General features: G+C 41.5%; 19 protein-coding genes. 9 read left to right on the forward strand and 10 right to left on the reverse strand.

Annotation, left to right across the window (positions count from 1 at the left end; genetic code table 11):
- Positions 1-401 precede the first annotated feature (401 nt).
- Complete coding sequence (locus ACT3SX_RS01540) at positions 402-2600, reverse strand: malate synthase G (protein WP_192518192.1); 2199 nt, start codon at positions 2598-2600, stop codon at positions 402-404.
- 888 nt (positions 2601-3488) lie between these two features.
- On the opposite strand from ACT3SX_RS01540, the gene ACT3SX_RS01545 reads away from it, so the two are divergent.
- Positions 3489-4103, forward strand: coding sequence for a tRNA-(ms[2]io[6]A)-hydroxylase (locus ACT3SX_RS01545; RefSeq protein ID WP_226945044.1), 615 nt, complete (start codon positions 3489-3491; stop codon positions 4101-4103).
- Between the two features lie 166 nt (positions 4104-4269).
- Here ACT3SX_RS01545 and ACT3SX_RS01550 read toward each other — a convergent pair whose 3' ends face one another.
- From ACT3SX_RS01550 to mtgA, 6 genes are all read right to left on the reverse strand, one after another.
- Positions 4270-4470, reverse strand: a complete 201-nt coding sequence (locus tag ACT3SX_RS01550) for a hypothetical protein (protein ID WP_192518194.1) — start codon at positions 4468-4470, stop codon at positions 4270-4272.
- 100 nt (positions 4471-4570) lie between these two features.
- A complete protein-coding gene (locus ACT3SX_RS01555) occupies positions 4571-4870 on the reverse strand; it encodes a hypothetical protein (protein ID WP_192991719.1) in 300 nt (99 codons plus the stop codon).
- A 67-nt stretch (positions 4871-4937) separates the two neighbouring features.
- The gene (locus tag ACT3SX_RS01560) at positions 4938-5183 is read right to left on the reverse strand and encodes a hypothetical protein (RefSeq protein WP_192991720.1); all 246 of its coding nucleotides are present in this window, start codon (positions 5181-5183) and stop codon (positions 4938-4940) included.
- Positions 5184-5239: 56 nt separating this feature from the next.
- Positions 5240-5410 (reverse strand): hypothetical protein, encoded by a 171-nt coding sequence (locus ACT3SX_RS01565; RefSeq protein WP_192518197.1) that lies wholly within the window; start codon positions 5408-5410, stop codon positions 5240-5242.
- A gap of 449 nt (positions 5411-5859) precedes the next feature.
- Entirely contained in the window at positions 5860-8013 is a 2154-nt protein-coding gene (gene ppk1, locus ACT3SX_RS01570; protein ID WP_192518224.1) for a polyphosphate kinase 1, read from the reverse strand.
- Between the two features lie 212 nt (positions 8014-8225).
- Complete coding sequence (gene mtgA / locus ACT3SX_RS01575) at positions 8226-8912, reverse strand: monofunctional biosynthetic peptidoglycan transglycosylase (protein WP_192518198.1); 687 nt, start codon at positions 8910-8912, stop codon at positions 8226-8228.
- Positions 8913-9120: 208 nt separating this feature from the next.
- Here mtgA and ACT3SX_RS01580 point away from each other — a divergent pair, with 208 nt between their 5' ends.
- From ACT3SX_RS01580 to ACT3SX_RS01595, 4 genes are all read left to right on the forward strand, one after another.
- Positions 9121-9432, forward strand: a complete 312-nt coding sequence (locus ACT3SX_RS01580; RefSeq protein WP_192518199.1) for a glutaredoxin family protein — start codon at positions 9121-9123, stop codon at positions 9430-9432.
- A gap of 40 nt (positions 9433-9472) precedes the next feature.
- Positions 9473-10660: an alpha-hydroxy acid oxidase gene (locus ACT3SX_RS01585; protein ID WP_192518200.1), complete on the forward strand. Its 1188-nt coding sequence runs from the start codon at positions 9473-9475 to the stop codon at positions 10658-10660.
- Between the two features lie 12 nt (positions 10661-10672).
- A complete protein-coding gene (locus ACT3SX_RS01590) occupies positions 10673-11728 on the forward strand; it encodes a rhomboid family intramembrane serine protease (protein WP_192518201.1) in 1056 nt (351 codons plus the stop codon).
- Between the two features lie 102 nt (positions 11729-11830).
- Positions 11831-12643, forward strand: a complete 813-nt coding sequence (locus ACT3SX_RS01595) for a MipA/OmpV family protein (RefSeq protein WP_192518202.1) — start codon at positions 11831-11833, stop codon at positions 12641-12643.
- A 100-nt stretch (positions 12644-12743) separates the two neighbouring features.
- Here the strand turns inward: ACT3SX_RS01595 and ACT3SX_RS01600 are convergent, their stop codons facing one another.
- From ACT3SX_RS01600 to fumC, 3 genes are all read right to left on the reverse strand, one after another.
- Positions 12744-13178 (reverse strand): hypothetical protein, encoded by a 435-nt coding sequence (locus ACT3SX_RS01600; RefSeq protein ID WP_192518203.1) that lies wholly within the window; start codon positions 13176-13178, stop codon positions 12744-12746.
- A gap of 212 nt (positions 13179-13390) precedes the next feature.
- Complete coding sequence (locus tag ACT3SX_RS01605) at positions 13391-13918, reverse strand: peroxiredoxin (protein WP_192518204.1); 528 nt, start codon at positions 13916-13918, stop codon at positions 13391-13393.
- A gap of 322 nt (positions 13919-14240) precedes the next feature.
- Positions 14241-15644: a class II fumarate hydratase gene (gene fumC, locus ACT3SX_RS01610; RefSeq protein ID WP_192518205.1), complete on the reverse strand. Its 1404-nt coding sequence runs from the start codon at positions 15642-15644 to the stop codon at positions 14241-14243.
- A gap of 193 nt (positions 15645-15837) precedes the next feature.
- On the opposite strand from fumC, the gene ACT3SX_RS01615 reads away from it, so the two are divergent.
- The 4 genes from ACT3SX_RS01615 (at position 15838) to ACT3SX_RS01630 (ending at position 17870) form a co-directional block, all read left to right on the forward strand.
- Positions 15838-16488: a 5-formyltetrahydrofolate cyclo-ligase gene (locus ACT3SX_RS01615; protein ID WP_225739059.1), complete on the forward strand. Its 651-nt coding sequence runs from the start codon at positions 15838-15840 to the stop codon at positions 16486-16488.
- Positions 16488-16739, forward strand: coding sequence for a hypothetical protein (locus tag ACT3SX_RS01620; RefSeq protein WP_192518206.1), 252 nt, complete (start codon positions 16488-16490; stop codon positions 16737-16739). The genes ACT3SX_RS01615 and ACT3SX_RS01620 overlap by 1 nt, the downstream gene beginning before the upstream one ends.
- A 44-nt stretch (positions 16740-16783) precedes the next feature.
- The gene (locus ACT3SX_RS01625; protein ID WP_192518207.1) at positions 16784-17233 is read left to right on the forward strand and encodes a hypothetical protein; all 450 of its coding nucleotides are present in this window, start codon (positions 16784-16786) and stop codon (positions 17231-17233) included.
- A gap of 193 nt (positions 17234-17426) precedes the next feature.
- A complete protein-coding gene (locus ACT3SX_RS01630; RefSeq protein WP_192518208.1) occupies positions 17427-17870 on the forward strand; it encodes a hypothetical protein in 444 nt (147 codons plus the stop codon).
- Positions 17871-17925: the final 55 nt, after the last annotated feature.

The raw sequence follows: 17925 nt of genomic DNA on the forward strand, positions 1-17925 counted from the left end.
CTAAAAACATAACATCGTGGTCATAAATATCATATAAAAGACAAAAATAAAGCGATACCTGTCGAAACAAGTATCGCTCATAATATGTTTGTAGTCCTGTAACAAAATCCTGTTACAGATCTCAGCTACATGAGCTTATTACCAGACCAAGCGCCATGATTCAACTATCGAGCCACATTATTATCAACACCGATATCAACACCGATAAAATAAACTAATGTTATCAAAGCATGTCATCACTTTAAACACAGTGACCAAAACGACAGCCAAACTCAAAAAATAGTCAGGATAATATCAAGCGATTTAATGCAGTTTAGCCAGAATTTGGGCCGCTTCAAGCCATTTACGGCTTAAATGAGCTCAGTGCTAGGTCACAGCCTAGCATCAGTGTATATCTAACTCTAAGTATTCGCTTTTAAGTCAAGGCGTGCTTGATGCAGTAATGGCTCAGTATAGCCACTAGGCTGCTCACGACCTTTAAACACCAAGTCACAAGCCGCTTTGAATGCATAAGAGTTTTCAAAATCACTGGCCATCGCTTGATAACTGCTGTCACCGGCATTCTGCTCATCAACAACTTTTGCCATGCGTTTCATGGTCTCTAACACTTGCTCTTCACTGACGACATTATGATGCAACCAGTTGGCTATATGCTGGCTTGAGATACGCAATGTGGCCCTATCCTCCATGAGACCGACATCATTGATATCAGGTACTTTAGAGCAACCTACACCTTGATTGACCCAACGTACAACATAACCTAAGATGCCTTGAGCGTTATTGTCTAGCTCTTGCTGCTTTTCTTCTTTTGTCCAGCTGGTATCTTTCGCCAATGGAATGGTCAAAATATCATCTAAGCTAGCACGCTCACGTGATTTCAGGCCATCTTGGACATCAGCGACATTTACTTGATGATAGTGCATACTGTGTAAGGTTGCGCCTGTTGGTGATGGCACCCATGCGGTACTGGCACCAGACTGAGGATGTGCCGCTTTAGTATCCATCATTTCCTTCATCTCATCAGGCTTCGCCCACATGCCTTTACCAATCTGAGCAACACCCTGTAAACCTGTCTCTAGACCGATATCTACATTCCACTGCTCATAAGCTGGTTGCCATGTTTGTGACTTCATCTCGCCTTTTGGTACAAATGCTCCAGCATTCATACTGGTGTGCATCTCGTCACCCGTACGGTCTAAGAAGCCTGTGTTAATAAAGATGACACGTTCTTTTGCTTGACGAATGGCTTCTTTTAAGTTGACCGTCATACGACGCTCTTCGTCCATGATACCGATTTTAATAGTATTGCGCTCTAGGCCTAATAGATCTTCTGTCGCGTTAAACAAGTCATTGGCCATTTTCACTTCTTCAGGGCCATGCATTTTTGGCTTAACAATATACATAGAGCCTTTACGTGAATTCGATAGCGCGTTTGTACCTTTGAGATCATTTAAAGATAATAGCGGTGTAATCAGACCATCCATCAGGCCTTCAAATATTTGCTCTTGACCATTCCCTAAATCCACTAGGATTGCTGGATTTTGCATCAAGTGACCGACATTACGGATAAGCAATAATGAACGACCCGGTAGGATAAGCTTGCCACCGTCTGGCGTGGTGTATTCACGGTCTGGATTTTGCTTACGAGTGCGTGTCTTACCACCTTTTTCAAAAGTTTCTTGTAGGTCTGCATTCATCAATCCAAGCCAGTTACGATAGACTTCAACTTTTTCTTCGGCATCAACGGCAGCGATTGAATCTTCACAATCTTGAATCGCAGTAATCGCGGACTCAAGCAATACGTCTTTGATGTTTGCTGGATCATCTTTGCCTACTGGATTATTGGCGTCGATTTGAATTTCGGCATGCAAATTATTATTTTTTAATAAAATACCTGTAGGCGCTGCTGCATCACCCACAAAACCTGCAAATTTTTCAGCGGATTTTAACGAAGTACTACTATCACCCTGAACAATCTCAAGCTGACCATCAACGACTTTAAAGCCTGTAGCATCATTGTATGAACCTGATGCTAGCGCAAAATGCTCATCTAAGAATGCTTTAGCGTAAGCAACAACTGCAGCACCGCGAGTCGGATTATAGCCGCCTGTCGCTTCTTGACCATTTTCATCACTAATAACATCGGTACCATATAACGCATCATATAAACTACCCCAACGTGCGTTGGTCGCGTTCAGTGCATAACGAGCATTGCGTACGGGTACCACCAGCTGTGGCCCTGCAATATGCGCAATCTCGTCATCGACATTTTGGGTACTGACTTTGAAATCATCACCCTCTGGTAATAAATAGCCAATCTCTTGTAGGAAAGCCTTATATGTTGGGTAATCAATTTCACCATCTTTGGCAGGGTGTTGTAGATGCCACTCATCAATCTGTGCTTGAATCTTGTCACGAGTTTCTAGTAGCGCCTTATTACGCGGGGTGAACTCTTTAATGACTTTTTCAAAACCTAACCAATAACTGTCTGAATCAACACCGACTTTCGGCAGCACTTCGTTTTCAATAAAATCATACAATTGCTGATCGATGGCAAGAATACCTTTTTGAATACGATTGGCGTTAGAAGATTGGCTCATGTTGTTATCCTTATCTGTTCGTGAGGGTGTAAAAACGAAGTTACTACCGCAATGGTTGGACATTGTCGGTCTTAGACATCTATTCCAAGTTTAGATGAAGTACGAAGCAAACTTATTGTTCTATCTTATAAGCTTGTCATGAATAGCGACTCAAGCATTTATGCTATGCTACTGAAGTGAATTTTCAATCTGAATACTTACGACTAAATGGACTAAAAATAGCTGAACCTTTACCAAGCCACTTTCCTTGTTTGGCTACCATTTGTCTTATTTTTATATCCATTTTCAAAATGAGAACACACTTTGGCATGATATTTCAGCCATAGCATCAAAAGATGCTTATTAATAATATGCCAAAAACCGGTAACAGGCGCAAATGTATTTGTTTATTCTGCAATGACTGCAACTGGATAACTGCTACTTTATACCGTACTGCCAGTTGCTATAATACTTATCACTCATGACTAAGCGATGATACATATATCAATAACAAGATAAAAAATATGCTTCAATGAAATCTCATCGTACTATCAAATAAAGAAATAAACAAGAGAATAGCATTCACCAAGTAAATACTGGGGTTGTCTAATAATGATAACCTATACACCATCAGAGCTAAGGCAGCTCATGCATCATTTTTAAAATGAAGAGATGGCTTGGTAATAAAACATAAGTAATAAAACATATATAAACAGTGAATAATCATTGCTTGAGCAATTTTTACTTATTGGTTATCTACCTCATTTTTATATTCACTCAACACGTATAAAATACTTGACCATGACAGAGACTATGAACCAAGAAAATATGACATCCCATTACATTAACGACAATCTCATTACTGAAAACGCTACAGAGCAAGACAGCGTTGATGTCACACAACTACGCATGCCTCTAAAGGTAGATCTATCCCCTATTTATAACTTTTTGGGTGCTCGAACGACTCAGGACTGGGTATATGCTGCCATTGAAAACTTGCCATTAATCATTCAAGATCATGCCAACTGCGAAAAAAAAGCCGCTGGCACTGCCATGAATCTCATCTTTCGCTATGAGTTCTCTTATGACTTACAGCGCAAGCTAGCGCAGTTGATACGTGAAGAAATGCTGCATTATGAGCAGGTATTGGGCATCATGAACGATCGTGGTCAGGAGTGGGAATACTTGAGTGCTGGACGCTACGCTAAAGGTATGTTGAAGCACAAACGTACTTACGAGCCAGCAGCAATGGTTGATGTGCTTATTATCGGAGCGTTTATCGAGGCACGCTCTTGCGAACGTTTTGCAGCATTGGCTGAAGTTATTAACGATGAGCGCTTGGCAAAGTATTACCGCTATTTATTGAAGTCTGAAAGTCGGCATTTTGAAGACTATCTAGCACTAGCACAGTCATTGGCTGAAGAGAATATTGATGACAGAGTCGCATTCTTTAAAGAAGTAGAATCAGAATTGATATCTAGCCCTGATACTGACTTACGCTTTCACAGCGGCACACCTGCTTAGGTATTGATAGCTATATTTTGGATCAAGAAATTTAGACCAAGAAAAAAGATGCCGTTACCGCTCAAACCAACTTGAGCATTAATGGCACCTTTTCTGATTGAATCTAGCTGTTGGTACCTCTTATTATAATATTTTCGGTGAAAACCACAGCTAGCATGGCAGGTTATTATTCATCATCTATCATTAACGGGCTGTCATATTGTTTATTGTTTTTGGCAATTTGATGTGGGTCATGTTCGTCCGTTGCTCTTTCTGCAGCAGCAGGATTCGCTCTCTGTAAAGCATCATCAGCGACAATGCCATGGCTGTCATCTGCATCTTTCAATTCATGACTCTGATTAACTGCTTTATCATTTGATATGCTCATAACGGCTCCTCACTATCGTCACTATTATAATCGTCTTATCTAAATATAAGTTACTAGGGCGTGCTCCCAGTTCAAACAACAACTTTATATCAGCTAAGCATTAGCTGTCTTTTTCATCAGATTTTAATACCCGTGATTGCGCATTGTCAGCATTTGCATAACGGTTCAGATTGTTTATCTCTTCACTCTTACAGTGTTCTCCTGCAACCGTATGCTCATTGATACCATCATCAAACGCATTACCTTCTTGATCACGACGATCAGGCTGGCGTGCAGGGTTGTCATTATCATTGACGTGTTTTGAGTGAAACACACTTTCTTCGAATGTATCCGTCCCTTTATTCTCAGTAGTATTCTTTTCTATCTGATTGTCGGTTGATACTGGCGCTTTGTGTTCCATGGTTATGTCCTTATTATTTTTATCTACATACTTTCTTAGAAGTTACTTTAATTACTGCCAAACGTACTTAGTTTTGCTGATTTAGATTATGAACATTCAAATCTGCCACGTTTTTGCCACCTGCTGGTAAGCCTTCTTCTTTGCGAGGGTCGGCATATATTTCATCAGTCTCTTGTGAGTCTTGTTGTGGACCATCAATATCTGGTTCATGCTTTCGACCTTCATAGCTGTCTTGCGTATGGTCGAGCTGTGTTGTGGCTTGATTATCAACCACTACCTTTGCTTCATCTCTTAGTTTTTTTTCGTTTGTCATCGTGTACCTCTTGATTTGATAAATTAGACATTGGATCAAAACCGCTGAAACGCTGACTATTTATCGGTGCGTAGTTCTTCTTTAATAAAAGAAGTCTGCTCATCTTCGCTCAATGTTTTAGGCGTGGCGCTCTTTTGCTCATCTTCAAGGTTTTTTGCAATTTTTTGGCTATCTGCTTGCTCTGCGGCCTGCTTAATATCTGAGCGATCGTTATCAATATGACTCATGGTGATTTCCTTTTCTTATAATTAAATATCAGTTAGTGAAACATCAGTTTTCTGTCAGTTAGCTGACTGATAATATTATGACTGACCTTAAGTATAAAGAGGACATTACGTACCTAACCAGTGTGCTGCCGTATCAATATGTATATAAATGTGAGGTTACAAGACAGTTTGTAACTTATATAGTCAGTGAACGACTAAAACCACTACGGTATTACCTTCATTAGCCGTGCTGAATGTACAATCTGCAGTGGTCTACCTGTTACCTATTCTAGAATTTTTTTATAAATACCAATCTCAAACAGTATGAGTGACGATGTCTGTGTCTATGTGTGTCTCTGACTATACAAATAATTTGCCAAAAAAAACCAAGCGCTAGTATTTACTGGCGCTTGGCTTTTTCAATTCATTCACAACATTCAATAATGTTTAAACAGTCATTCAGAGAGTAGCTACACTGAATCTCCTACACCATTGATGTTTTTTAACAAGTACTCTTGGGCGATATGTGGTGTTTCACCAGTTGCCGGCTGCAGGTGTGTCCAAACACCATTGCCATCAAGCGTCCAAGCTTGCGTATTGTCTTTGAGATAATTCAGTAAGCCATCTTGGTAGACTTGCTTAAACAATTTTTTGTCTTCAATTGGAAACGCTACTTCAACGCGGTGAAATAAATTACGATCCATCCAATCAGCACTACCACAATATAAACGCTCATCACCATTATTATAAAAATAATAGATGCGCGTATGTTCTAAAAACCGACCTATCACTGAACGCACCGTAATATTCTCAGACAAATCTTTTACCTGTGGACGCAGGCAACAAATAGAACGTAAAATCAGCTCAATTTTGACCCCTGCTTGCGAGGCATCATATAGCTTGGCAATCAGTTTTCGTTCCGTCAAAGCATTGACCTTTACGATAATATGGGCGCGCTTACCTTTTTTTGCATGAGCAATTTCATCATCGATAAAGCTCATCAATTTATCATGCAAGGTAAACGGTGCATGCAATAGTTTTTTTAGATTGGCCGGTTTACCCATTCCTGTCAGCTCTTGGAATATTTTGTGCACGTCTTCTGAGATATCAGGATCGGCGGTGAATAAACCATAATCAGTATAGACTTTCGCATTAGCTGCGTGATAGTTGCCCGTACCTAAGTGCACATAACGACGGATTCGGTTTTCTTCACGACGGATAATCAACATGAGCTTGGCATGGGTTTTATAACCAACAATACCATACACAACGACCGCGCCCGCTTCTTGTAAATAATTGGCCACAGCAATATTAGAGGCTTCATCGAAACGTGCCCTCAGCTCAATAACGGCGGTTACTTCTTTACCATTACGGGCGGCCGCTGCGAGTGCTTTGACTATTTCTGAATTGGTGCCTGAGCGATATAGGGTTTGCTTAATCGCTAGCACTTTTGGATCACTAGCCGCTTGCCACAATAAGTTAATAATTGGCGAAAAAGCGTGAAAAGGATGATGCACGAGCACATCTTTTTTTCGTATCGCAGCAAACATACTGGTCGCTTTGTCTAGCTTATCCATCTCACGGCGAAACTCTTTGGGAATTACATGGTTAAACGGCTGATAACGCAGCGCTGGAATATTGAAATCAAATAACAACCTTGTAAGGTTGACAGGACCATTAACGCGATACAACTGATTGTCATGTAGCTCAAACTCATTGAGCAAATAGTCACTGATGTCTGTTGGACAGTTGGTAGTGACTTCTAGACGAACTTTATCACCAAAGCGGCGGTTTTCGAGCTCACCTTCTAACGCTTTGGCAATATCTTCGACATCATCAGCCACATCTAGATCAGCATTACGGGTCAATCTGAACTGATGACAGCCCGTCACATTCATACCAGGGAACAGCTCACCGATATGCTCATGAATAATAGCAGATAACATGACGTGATGCTCTTTGCCGCCAGTCAACTCATCTGGCAAACGAATCACACGTGGCAGACTGCGCGGTGCTGGCACAATCGCAAGGTTGATATCACGGCCGAAAGCATCTTTACCTTCTAAGCTGGCAATGAAGTTTAAGCTCTTATTGACCAAACGCGGAAACGGATGTGCTGGGTCAATACTAATCGGTGTGAGTACTGGTGATACTTGCTCGGTGAAATAACGCTTCATCCATGCTGATTGCTCAGCATTGAGCTCATCGCGTTTGAGATAACGGATGTCTTCCTTAGCAAGTGCTGGCAAGATATCTTCGTTAAGAATACGATATTGCTCATCGATTGCATCGTGCATGACCATGGCTATTTCATTCAGCACTTCACTAGGACGCATACCTTGCACACTGGTCGAAACATCACCGATGTTGAGCTTTTGCATCAAGCCTGCGACACGAATTTCAAAAAACTCATCGATATTGGATGAGAAGATAATCAAGAAAAACAAACGTTCTAGTAGCGGATGACGAGTACTGGCTGCCTGTGCTAAAACACGCAGATGAAACTGTAATAAAGATAAGTCACGGTTGATATAGCTACTGGGTGAATAGCTGCCATCCTCTGAACGCTGCCATGCTACTTGGGTTAAATGTTTATTATCAGCAGTTTGAGCTTTATCGTTCACACCAGCATTGTTTACAGCAACATTGTTCACAGTAACATTGTCTTTCGCGTCACTGCTTTTTTTATCGTTTACATCTACCACGTCATTACTCCTGTTGCGTTATCGATACACCATCATTTTTTTTATACTTCTATTAGGGCATTGTCCTCAATCTGAACATTGCACTTTAAATGGGCTAAAAATGAGGACACGCCCTAGGACAAAGCAGCGAATTACTCTGCTTGCGGTAAGACGGCATTGTTCATACGTTTTTTGATAATACTTTGTTTGTTGCGCAATCGCCTATCACCTTGGTTGTCTTGGTAATACTTTGGATTGGTCAACATAGAAATAAGCAAAGATGATTCATCACGATTGAGGTTAGCAGCAGGTTTATTAAAATAATGCTGCGCAGCCGCTTCGACACCATAAATACCATTACCAAACTCTGCCACATTGAGATAAGCAGTCAAAATACGCTGTTTATCCCATAGGGCTTCAATCATCACGGTAATAACCGCTTCTTCTCCCTTGCGAGCATACGAGCGATGCGAAGTCAAAAACAAGTTTTTTGCCAATTGCTGAGTAATCGTTGAACCACCCGCAGACGTTTTACCTGTTTCTTCATTTCTTTTCATTGCTGCTTCAATGCCTTTCATATCAAAACCATTATGCTGGCTAAATGTCGAGTCCTCGCTTACTATCGCTGCTTGTTTGGCAGATTTTGCAATGTCATCATACTCTACCCAAGTCTGAGTGACTGAACCCTCGGTTATGCGATGCGTCAGCATAAACATGCTGTTATTAATCGGCTGCGTTTTCCAGATCAATAGTAGTCCAGCGACCAACACATGGAACACCACGACTATGAGCATTAATGCCAATAATAGTCGTTTGATAAATTTGCCAAAACTTGCCATGCGCGATATCCAAGTGATTAAAAAGCTAATAAGATGAAATGATAAATCAATAACGAGAAGCAGCAGGTCATCTTACCTAATCTCACAATCGCTGTCATTATTTACCCTACTTCTTTATCATGTCATAATGGTTAAACCGTCTGTATGCTTTGGAATAAAATTATAAAATCAGGACTTTTTTGATAATTATTAAGACAAGAGAACAAATATGTACGATGATAGTCATATAAAAAATTTACGAGCACGTATCATAGGCACCAATCCAAACCTTGATACAGTTGAAAATAGAGATAAATGGTGGTTGCTTGGCACCGCTGGCTGTCATTTATGTGACATCGCAGAGCAGCAGCTAATTCAATTTCAAGCGGTACAGCCCATCGATTATCACTATATCGATATCGCTGATTTTGATGAAACATTAATGTTAGAGTTTGCCACCACCATTCCTATTATTTTGACACCCTCAAAACAACTAAACTACCCATTTTCAGTACTGGACTTACAGCAACTCATCGTTTGATAATATTTAAATGGTCATAAAACCCTATAGTGAGAAAACTATGAAAGATTTAAAAAAAATAACAGAAATTGAAGACCTGCGCCGCATCGCTGAGCGCAAAGTACCACGTATGTTTTACGATTACGTCGATTCAGGCTCATGGACGGAGACCACGTATCGCAATAACGAAACGGATTTTGATCGTATCAAACTGCGTCAGCGAGTGCTGGTAGATATGGACAACCGCAGTCTAGCAACACAGATGCTCGGTGAATCTGTCAAAATGCCAGTGGCGATTGCACCAACTGGTTTTACAGGAATGATGTGGGCGGATGGAGAAATCAAAGCCGCACAGGCCGCTGAAAAGTTCGGTGTGCCCTTCTCACTCTCAACCATGAGCATCTGCTCAATCGAGGACGTCGCTGAAAACACCAATGCGCCATTTTGGTTTCAACTATACGTCATGCGTGATAAAGATTTTATGACCAATCTGATTCGCCGTGCGAAAGCAGCAAACTGTTCTGCGCTTATTCTCACCGCTGATTTGCAAGTACTAGGTCAACGCCATAAAGACATCAAAAACGGTTTGTCTGCGCCGCCGAAACCCACACTCGCTAATATGCTGAATCTAGTGACCAAGCCAGAATGGTGCATGAATATGCTCGGCACCAAACGTCATACGTTTGGCAACATCGTTGGACATGCCAAAAACGTCGAGGATCTCTCATCATTGTCAGCATGGACTGCCGAACAGTTCGATCCGCGCTTGAGCTGGGATGATGTCGCCCGTATCAAGGACGAATGGGGCGGAAAACTCATCATAAAAGGCATTATGGAACCAGAAGATGCCATACTAGCCGCCCGTAGCGGTGCCGATGCGCTGGTTGTCTCAAACCATGGTGGTCGCCAATTAGATGGTGCACTGTCCTCTATCTCTGCGCTTTCTGATATTGTGCAAGCGGTCCATGCTGAAAACAGCGATATCGAGGTCTGGCTAGATAGCGGTATTCGCTCTGGTCAAGATGTATTAAAGGCTATCTCGCTGGGTGCAAAAGGCACCATGATCGGCCGAGCGTTTTTGTATGGTCTAGGCGCTTATGGCGAAGACGGTGTCCGCCGTGCGCTTGAGCTAATCTATAAAGAGTGTGATATTAGCATGGCGTTCTGTGGTCATACCGATATCAATACCGTCACTGACAATATCTTGGTAAAAGGTACCTATGAAAACCTCAAAACTACCTATCTTTAAAGCTAGCTATTTATGACCATTCAACAATTATTTAAAACGGCACCTGTCACTACTTTGTTATTGGTCAGCTTTATTGGCCTATTTGTTATACAAGTGCTGACGGGCGTCGATGCCAATAATCCATCGACAGAAAACCTATTAAACTGGGGCGCCAATGCCTTACCCTACACCATGAATGAAGACCCATGGCGGCTGGTAAGCAGTGCATTTTTGCACATTGGCCTAATGCATTTATTGTTTAATGCCTTTGCGATGTACTTCTTCGGTCAAGTTGCCGAGCCGATATTTGGCTCAGCTAAGTTTTTGGTATTGTTTTTACTGGCAGCCGTCGGTGGCGGCTTACTCAATAACTATATAACATGGCAGGCGTTATTAGAGGGAACGGGGCAGCCTGGACTATCGGCGGGCGCATCTGGTGGCATCATGGGCATCGGTGCAGCATTATTAATAGTGGCGCTGTTTAAGATATCGGTCAATGGCATGGTACTCAATCTAAAAAGCTTGATAATGATTATGGGCATCAACCTTGTGTATGGTTTTGCGGTGCCGGGGATTGATAATGCAGGACATATCGGCGGTGCTATTACCGGACTCGTCATTGCATTACCTTTTGCGATTGCCTACCGTCAACGTATGACAGTCACTCTACAAAATGCCGCTATTTATCAGAACCAAAACCTACACCGTCATCAAACGACCTATATCAATCAACCACCTAGCGTCGATAGTTACTCAGCTCCTCACGCTACTGATTTAGATAATAGTGACTTAAATAGCTCTGACTTAAATAGCTCTAACTTTAATAGCAATGACCTTGCTCGTTATCGTTCAGATATGACCGACTCCTATAACGATGATACTTATGCGCAACGTAGCGCTGGTATGGATTCAAGGTCAAATATCGACACGGCTCATGCCAACAGCACCACACCAAAAACACCTATTAAACCCTCGTTTATCTGGCAGTTATTGCCATGGCTAGCGATGTTATTGATCAGTATTGGCTTTGTCTGGTGGTGGCAAGATATTCATGCTCAGATCATACAGATATTAAAAACCATTGAGTAAATGCGCATAGTTATTTATCATGACTAAACAGCCGATGAGTTTTACCCACTTATTGCTACACAGTTGCTTTACCTTATTATTCCTAATTTACGAGATTCGATTATGTTTAGACTTGCAGCGCTACCTAGTATCTCTACGCGTACCATGCTTATCACGTCCACAGCTACCGCATTATTCAGTGTGACCAGCATGTCTAACGCTGCACTGTTTGAGGACAACTTACCCACTGACCCAGATGCAGTATTAAGCGTCGGCGTCAACGCCATGTCTGTTAAGTCAGCTTATGACCTGGAAGACGATACCGAGATAAATGTGTTACCAGGCGTATTTTATGACAATAATCTGTTTTATATACGCGGCGCACAAGCAGGTGCTTACGTCATTAACAATAGAGCTAACCAGCTGTCTGCTTATGTCAAGCTTGCGGGTACTGAGTTTGACCCTGACGATGCTACTGATGATTTGGCTGGGCTAGATGAACGCAAATTGTCAGCAGAAGCTGGTTTGAGCTATCAGCGTAATACCTCACTGGGTGCCATCCGTGCTCAGATAGGCGCCGATGTGCTAGATCGCAGCGGTGGTAATACAGCTCGCTTGACCTATCTTGCCAGAGTTACTAAGGGCAATTTAACCGTCTATCCTAGCATTGGTTTTGAATACCATGATGATGATTATAACGAATACTATTATGGTGTCAGTGATAAAGAGTCAGCTGAAACTGGTGTTGACGCTTATCAAGCTGATGCAAGCTTGAACCCTTACGTAAGCGTCAGTGCCAACTATGACTTCAATGAAAAATGGGCAGGGTTTTTTAATCAAAGCGTGAGCTATCTACCGACTGAGCAGTACGATAGTCCAATGGTAGACTCGCGTGTTGAAGCAGCGACGACGCTTGGTTTGCTTTATAAGTTCTAGCTAAAATTGAATGTTTGGTAGAAAAAGCCGAGCATTTTGCTTGGCTTTTTTTGGTTTAAGTCGAGCTGTTATAAATTCAAACGCTCTGCTGGCTTTTTTATCATACTTTATTTAAGTTTCGCTCTAAATAGAAACGCCAAACCGTACTTATGAATAATAATACGTATGAGCCAATCCAACACCCAACTCCCCAAATTTTCAGTTCGATTTCTGAATCATGAACGCCTTTATCGCCTGTTGCTATTATAGTTGTGAGAAAAAAAGTAGATAACCCAAGCATTAAAGTAAAAGCGGCAAGGTTAATCGGGTTTTTATGGCGTAACGTCAGGTATATAGCTAGCAAAAAAGTGAGATTACTATAAGCTTGGAATACTAAACCAATCCAACCCAATAGAATACCCATTACTAAAGTCTCATAGCCAAAATAAGTTTCACCATCGTAATGTAGCGCAGGTAAACATAGAGATAATAGCCACACGTACAGAGCTATTTTAGACAGTGTTGGCGGGTTGGAACAAGTATGATCAAGGCTCATGAGTTATCCTTACTTATTCTACTGGAGCAATGGTTGTTTGATCTAATAGCTCCTAATATACCTATCCAATACTCCTCACTTTGCGTAAAAGCTGTGTATTTAGCATCACTGCTTCATATAAATTCCATAAAATATAAACAAAAAAAAGACCTTGCCACATTCTCTTATAAGAAGTGACAAGGTCTTTTTTATTTCTAAATCCTCAATAGAATCTAAGCATTACTTTTCAAATACGCTAACATAGTGTCCGCATCTGATACTTCAAATGGGTCTATTGGACAGTTGTCGCCAAAGTCAGCTTCCTTAAACACTTTTTTAACTTCTTTATTGTCGACTACCATCGAATAACGCCATGAGCGCATACCAAAGCCAACATTACTCTTATCAACCAGCATGCCCATTTTACGAGTGAACTCACCATTACCATCAGGAAGTAAGAAAACGTTTTCACGGTTTTGCTTTAGACCCCATTGGTACATGACGAACGCATCATTGACAGAAATACAAACTATTTCATCTACGCCTAATGCCTTAAACTCATTATAAAGCTCTTCATAACGAGGGAGATGGCTGGTTGAACAAGTTGGCGTAAAGGCGCCTGGTAGAGAAAACACAACCACTTTTTTATTGGCAAATAACTCATCTGTGGTTAGATCATACCATGTGAATGGGTTGTCTCCGCCAATAGAGTCATCACGAACACGAGTTTTAAAGGTCATATCAGGAACATGGGTAATCATTATTTACTCCGATTTAGGTTATTGTCTTTTTTTCTAAAATTCTGCAGGTATATGATAATAGTTATACTGGTCCATAAGCAATCTTTGAGATTACATCCCCTGGATAAAATATAGCAATAGCTTGAAAAGTATAGACCAAAAAAAGACCTTGCCACATTCTCTTATAACTCATATAAGAAGTGACAAGGTCTTTTTATTTCTAAACTCTCAGTGAGACAAATATGACACTACCAGAAAGACGCATGCAAATGGTACTTATCGTACATTAAGCAAGTCTAACGCTGTAGCAGGTCACTACTTGATCTACTGCTTGGTCTACTGCTTATTTAGGGTTCACCATATCAGCAGGAATAACCCACTCATCAAACTGCGCTTCCGTTAATAGCTCTAGCTCAACCGCCACTTGCTTCAAGGTTTTGTTTTCTTTATAAGCCGTCTTAGCGATTTTCGCTGCATTTTCATAACCAACATGACGGTTCAATGAGGTCACTAGCATCAACGAGTTATGCAAGAAATCATCAATTTTGTCTTTTACTGGCTCGATACCAACGGCACAGTTATCGTTAAAGCTGTTGCAAGCATCGCCAAGTAATTTAATAGACTGCAATAAGTTAAATGCGATCACTGGCTTATACACGTTTAGCTCAAAGTTGCCTGATGCGCCAGCCATGCTGATAGTCGTGTCGTTACCCATGACCTGAGCGACAACCATGGTCATTGCTTCTGACTGAGTTGGGTTCACTTTGCCTGGCATGATAGAAGAGCCTGGCTCATTTTCAGGAATCGTCAATTCGCCCAGACCACAACGAGGGCCAGATGCCAACCAACGTACGTCATTAGCGATTTTATTTAAGCTCGCTGCTAGCGTTTTTAGGGCGCCTGACGCAAATACTTCGGCATCACGAGCGGCTAGTGCTTCAAACTTATTCGGTGAGGTGACAAATGGCAAATCAGTTAGGGTTGATAGTTGCTCAGCCGCTTTTACTGCATAATCAGGATGAGCGTTTAGACCAGTACCGACCGCAGTACCACCTAATGGCAATTCATACAGGCCTTGTAGCGCGTTATCGATACGAGTCAATGCATGGTCAAGTTGGCTCACATAGCCGCTGAACTCTTGGCCTAACGTTAATGGAGTAGCATCTTGTAAATGCGTACGACCGATTTTTACGATGCTATCGAACTCTTTTGCTTTAGCAGCGAGCGTATCACGTAGTGCTGTTACCGCTGGAATCAGCAAGCTATTGATCTGACGAGCAGCCGCCACACGAATCGCCGTTGGGAAGCTGTCGTTGGTAGACTGTGCATGGTTTACATGGTCATTTGGGTGAATTGGCGTGTAGCTGCCACGCTCAGAACCAGCGATTTCGTTGGCACGGTTGGCAAGCACTTCATTCATGTTCATGTTTGACTGTGTGCCAGAACCTGTCTGCCATACGACCAATGGGAATTGATCAGTTAGACCACCATTGATGATTTCGTCAGCGGCTTGTACGATTAGATCACGCTTGTCGCCTTCGATACGCTCTAGGCTTGCATTGGTAATGGCAGCGGCTTTTTTGACCAATGCCATCGCTTCGATCATTGGACGTGGTAATGTTTCACCACCGATTTTGAAGTTTTGACGGCTACGCTGTGTTTGCGCACCCCAATATGCATCAGCTGGGACTTCCACATTTCCCATAGTATCTTTTTCGGTACGAGTTGCCTGATTCTGTGTCGACATAACTACCCTCTTTTCTGGTTTGTTGTTGTATGGCTGAGCCGTAAAAAGTGTAACACCTGCTACACTTAAAAGAATATACGATATAAAGTGGCATTATAATAGCATGACTAAGACCAGTTGAATATTCACAAATAATCATTGCCAATATCTAACATCAGCAGTCAGCATCAATATCTCATTGGATAATATAACTATGCATCCTGAACCAAAAAGCTCAATGTCAGAGGAATCAGAAATTAGCAACCCACCCAGACGATACTTTACTCGCCAGCGTCGGCAGTTAACTGACAGTACACGCAGGAATATGGGACAAGCGGCAAGCCTGTATCTAACTAAGTTACAACAGCGATTGCCAAAAAACGCACGTATTGGCCTATATTATGATGGGTTTGGCGAATTACCCACTCAGCCAATTTTAGAGTGGTGTCAACGCTTAGGCTATTTTTCTTATCTACCCGTGGTCGGTTCACTTGGTCATGCTAACAATGGCTTTGAGGATAAACGGCTGCGTTTTGTCCCTATCTATCATTCAAAGCTACTTAACGTACCAACACGTATCCATCGGTTAGGTATGAAGCAAAACCATCATCGCCGGCTACTTTGGGCGCGAGAATTGGATGTCATTATCTGTCCGCTGGTGGCAGTCGATACACACGGCAACCGTATGGGTATGGGTGGCGGCTTTTATGATACGACATTAAGTAAAGTCTATCGGTCAGGGGCGAAAAAACCATTAAAAATAGGCTGGTGTTATGATTTTCAAGTGGTTGAGCAGTTAGCGCGTCAACCGTGGGATGTGCCATTAGATGGCTTAATCACGCCAAGCGGCATAAGGTGGTTTTAATGAAAGATGATAAACAATTTAAAAAAGAAGACTCTAGCGCTGCTGATTCCAGTGCAGATAGTGTGGATGAGTATCTGCAAACGTTAGGCAACGAGGACGCTAGAGAGCGACGTTACTACAGTCAAGAGCAGCCGTTTAGCTCTGAGGAGATGACACGGCTAATCAATGAAGAACGTCTAAATAAACTGCTGGCGCAAAGTGATGAGTTTTTGAGTAGTTTGAATAGTGAGTTGAGAGATTTTGATGAGTAGCATTTATAATAAAATAACAAGAGTATAATTATCAGGTATGACACATGAGCGCAAAAAACACACCTATAAAGACAGTCGTTAGCTACTTTCGCTCAAAACCGCTACGAATAGTTTTCGCTAGTGTATGGGCTTTTTTTGTCGGTCTTATTATTACTTCAGGTTTTGGGCCACACCCTTATGCGCTAGAGATGCTTGATGCGCCTGAGCCGCATGCATATGCTATGGGGCTCGTTGTCACATTGGTGGTTGCAATGCTTTTTCATTTAAGCTTTCTAGTGACTATCGATGTATATATGCGTAGCCAGTGGAAGTTTTTTACCATGCTGATTGTTACTACGTTCTTTTTACTTTTCTTCGGTATGATGGTTATACATGCACCAGCGCCACTTGGCTGGATGATTGCGTGGAGCTTTTTATCATTTCTACTGTTTTTGGTTATTTGCTTTTGCCAGGCTTGCTTATTTTTTTTACGTTGTGTATTCCGTCAACCATAGTTATGAGGATAAAAAGTTTTATACTAATTAAAAACACCATTCACCCTAAAATATCATCACAATCCAACCAAATATCAATAACAGAATGCTTTAACGGATAAATACTTATTTTTTATCAAACTATTGTTTATAAATGACCTATGAACTATAATTATTGAAAATAGTTATCATTACCGAATAGGTATCGTCCGTCATGAAGAGCAAAACGAAAAAAGGATTTATATCACCAGCTTCACTCAAGGTTATTTTTTACCTTTGGGCAATACTATTTCTGCTAACGCTTGCTGATTATGTCTATGACTATAATGGTTTTGAGCTTGCCGAACTTAGGAGCTTTGGCTTCACTCTAGCGGGATTCTATACTTTCGCACTCATGAGCTATATAGAAACCCAACGGACAAAACAGCGCAACGACAGACCATTCTCACGTATCCTTATCCTTCTTGTATCTTATATTTTCTCAGGGATACTCATGGCTTTATTCATTTTATCAGCCCTAGACTATATGCGTGGTAATTTAGCGTTAGATCATATATATGATCCCGTTTTTCAGCTATTTTTCTTCTACCTTTTACTTAAAACCATAACAGAGATGAAGAATGGTTTAGTCCATAAAGAAGCGCCTATGCTTTCGTAGTAACGCTTACCTTCGGTATCTCTTATTCAAACAAAACAAGACTTACTTCTAAGTC

The organism is Psychrobacter sp. AOP31-B2-9 (genome assembly GCF_052378005.1).
Classification (GTDB): Bacteria; Pseudomonadota; Gammaproteobacteria; order Pseudomonadales; family Moraxellaceae; genus Psychrobacter.